This is a genomic window from Longimicrobium sp. (genome assembly GCF_036280135.1).
In the GTDB taxonomy this organism is placed as follows: domain Bacteria; phylum Gemmatimonadota; class Gemmatimonadetes; order Longimicrobiales; family Longimicrobiaceae; genus Longimicrobium.
The window spans coordinates 1-2970 of the sequence record NZ_DASURI010000848.1 but is presented as its reverse complement, the minus strand read 5'-3'; the positions used below and the strand labels follow the sequence as shown (position 1 = coordinate 2970).

Annotated in this window: 2 protein-coding genes; one reads left to right on the top strand and one right to left on the bottom strand. The window is 73.4% G+C overall.

The window, feature by feature from the left end:
- Positions 1–64: 64 nt before the first annotated feature.
- Positions 65–1285 carry an ROK family transcriptional regulator gene (locus VFZ20_RS27505; protein WP_329687166.1) on the bottom strand — a complete coding sequence of 407 codons (1221 nt, stop codon included), beginning with the start codon at positions 1283–1285 and terminating at the stop codon, positions 65–67.
- A gap of 340 nt (positions 1286–1625) precedes the next feature.
- Between VFZ20_RS27505 and glk the strand changes: the two genes are divergently transcribed.
- Positions 1626–2708, top strand: a complete 1083-nt coding sequence (glk, locus tag VFZ20_RS27500) for a glucokinase (RefSeq protein ID WP_329687165.1) — start codon at positions 1626–1628, stop codon at positions 2706–2708.
- Positions 2709–2970 lie beyond the last annotated feature (262 nt).

Sequence of the window (2970 nt, the reverse complement as noted above, 5' to 3'; positions counted from 1 at the left end):
CTGCCCCCGCTTCGCGGGGGAGGGGGTGAACTGCATGGGGACGAGGAGTGCGGGATCGCTCCTTTTATCCCACCTCCGGCGCGGCGAAGACGGGAGCCACGACGAGGGCGGCGGCGCCGCGCAGGCGCGTCTGCGGGTCGTGGGGCTCGGGGATCACGGGGGTGGCCGCCGTGCCCTGCGTAAGCGTGCGCTCCGCCAGCGACTGCAGCACCGCCGGGCGAATCAGGTCCCATCCGCCCGCGATCTCCCCGCCCACGATGAGCCGCGCCGGGTTCAGCGCGTTCACGATGGCGGACAGCCCCAGGCCGATGTACCGCCCCGTGAGCTCCAGCGCCGTCCGCGCGCCGTCGTCCCCGGCGCGGGCACGGGCCACCACGTCGGCCACCGTGAGCCGCGTCTCGCGCACCTGCGCGTAGCTGTCGCGCGTGGACAGCTCGCGGCCCAGATAGCGCGCCACGACGGCCTGGTTGCTCGTATACGCCTCCCAGCACCCGCGCGACCCGCACAGGCACGCCGGCCCGTCCAGCGACAGCGGGATGTGCCCGAACTCGCCCGCCGCGTCACGGTGGCCGCGCACCACGTTGCCCCCCATCACCAGCCCCGCGCCCACGCCGTCGCTGAAGGTGACGTAGGCAAAGCTGTCCGCCGCGCCCTCGGCCCCCTGCCCCATCCACATCTGCGCCAGGGCGCACGCCACGGCGTCGCGCTCGATGTGCACGGGAAGCCCCACGGCAATCTCCAGCGCGCTGCGCAGGTCCACGTCCCGCCAGCCCAGCGTGGGCGCGTGCACCAGCTTGCCCGACGCGCTGTCCACCATCCCCGGGACCACGAGGCCCACGCCCTCGCACACGCCGGCGGCCCCGTGCGCGTCCAGCAGCCGCCGGATGCGCGCAGTGAGCGCCAGCACGAGCTCGTCCGGGTCCTCGGGCGTCGTGAGGATCTCCGTGGCCAGCGGCCGTCCGCTGAAGTCGCTGAGCATGAGCTGCGTCTCGCTCAGCCGCACGTCCACGGCCACCGCCAGCCGGTCGTGGGAGCGCACGTGCAGCAGCGTGGGCTTGCGGCCCCGCGGCGACGCGCCCGTCGCGCCCTCCACCAGCAGCCCCTGGTCGATGAGCTCGTTCACCAGCGGGGTGACGATGCCGCGCGCCACCTCCATCCGCCGCGCCAGGTCCGCGCGGCTGATGGGCTGGTACTCGCGCACCAGGTTCAGAACGATCTGCCGGTTGATCTCCTTGGTGGTGGTGCGCGTGGCGCGCTGGAAGTTGCGGGGGTCGATCTTTCGCACGGAAAACCCAGGCTGGGATGGGGCGACGGAGGCACGCCGGCGCGCGGTCGCGGAAAGCCGTCCGGGAGGCGGGACGATGAATATTGTTCGTCGCGCTTCCAAAATCCACCTCGGACGCCGTTCCGGCCGCCGAAACGACGCCGGGACGACCTCGCCGGAGGGCCTGTGCCCGCCACGGTGGAAACGTTACCTGTCAGCAACGAAGGGGTTGCGGAGGCGTCCCACTACGTTTATTCTGCGCAGCGCGTTTGTCAACAAACCTGACAAATCCAGGACCCGCCGCGTCCCCCTCCCTCCGGTGCGGACGCGGCCCGAATCCACCACGCCCGCGCCCCTGCCCTTGCCCGTTTCCGGCCCCTTCCCCGTCTCTGATCCGCAGCCCGGCGCGTCCATCGGCGCCGCGTCGTCGTCCGGAGCGCCGGCGGGAGACGGACTGCTGCTGGCCGGCGACGTCGGCGGCACCAAGACGGTGCTGGCCCTGGTGCGCCAGGCGGGCGGCGCGGCGGAGATCGTGGCCGAGGCCGTGTTCCCCAGCCGCGAGTACGCGTCGCTGGAGACGGTGCTGGCGGCGTTCCGCGCGGCCCACCCCGCGCCCCTGGCCCGGGCGGCGTTCAGCGTGGCGGGGCCCGTGATCGAGGGACGGGCCGACATCACCAACCTGCCGTGGCGCCTGGACGAGCGGTGCCTGGCGGGGGTGATGGGCGTGGAGCGCGTGCTGCTGGTGAACGACCTGCAGGCCACGGCGTTCGCCGTCCCCCACCTGCGCCCGGACCAGGTGACGGAGCTCCTTCCCGGCCAGGCGGAGCCCAACGGCGTGCGGGCCGTCGTCTCCGTGGGCACCGGCCTGGGCGAGGCGCTGCTGGTGCCGACGGCCGACGGCGGATTCCTCTCCCTCCCCACGGAGGGCGGCCACACGGACTTCGCGCCGCGGGGCGCCCTGCAGCGGCGGCTGCTGGCGGAGCTGGCGCGGGTGCACGATCACGTGAGCTACGAGCGCGTCTGCTCGGGGATGGGGATCGCGGCCCTCTACCGCTTCCTGGCCGCGCGCTCCACGGAGCCGCCGCCGCCCTGGCTGGCCGCGCGCCTGGCCGCCGGCGGCGACGTGACGCCCGCCATCGTGGACGGGGGGATGCACGGCGAGCGCGGCTGCCCCGTCTGCCGACGCACGCTGCGTCTGCTGGCGGCCATCCTGGGCGCGGAGGCGGGCAACGCGGCCCTGCGCGGCCTGGCGACGGGCGGCGTGTACCTGGGGGGCGGCATTCCGCCGCGCATCCTTCCCGTGCTGCGGGGCCGCGCGTTCCGCGAGGGCTTTCGGCAAAAGGGACCCATGTCGCCGCTGATGGAGAACATCCCCGTGCACGTGATCCTGGAGCCGCGGGCGGCGCTGCTGGGCGCGGCGCGGTACGGGATGGCGATGGCGTGAACTGCAGGGAATAGGGAATAGGGAACAGGGAATAGGGAATAGCCTGCAACTGCGGGTTACAGGGGACAGCCTGCAACGGCGGGCCGTCGCTGCGCGACGGGGGCCCTCTCCCCCGCCAGCCTTTTTGCTCGTTCCTCGCAACGGCCGGCGACCCCTCCCCCAACTTCGGGGGAGGGGTTGTTCTCAGGGCGAGATCAGTGCGTGAAGGCAGCCCCCACACCATACTGTAGTTCTCCCCCTCCCCCGCGAAGCGGGGGCAGGG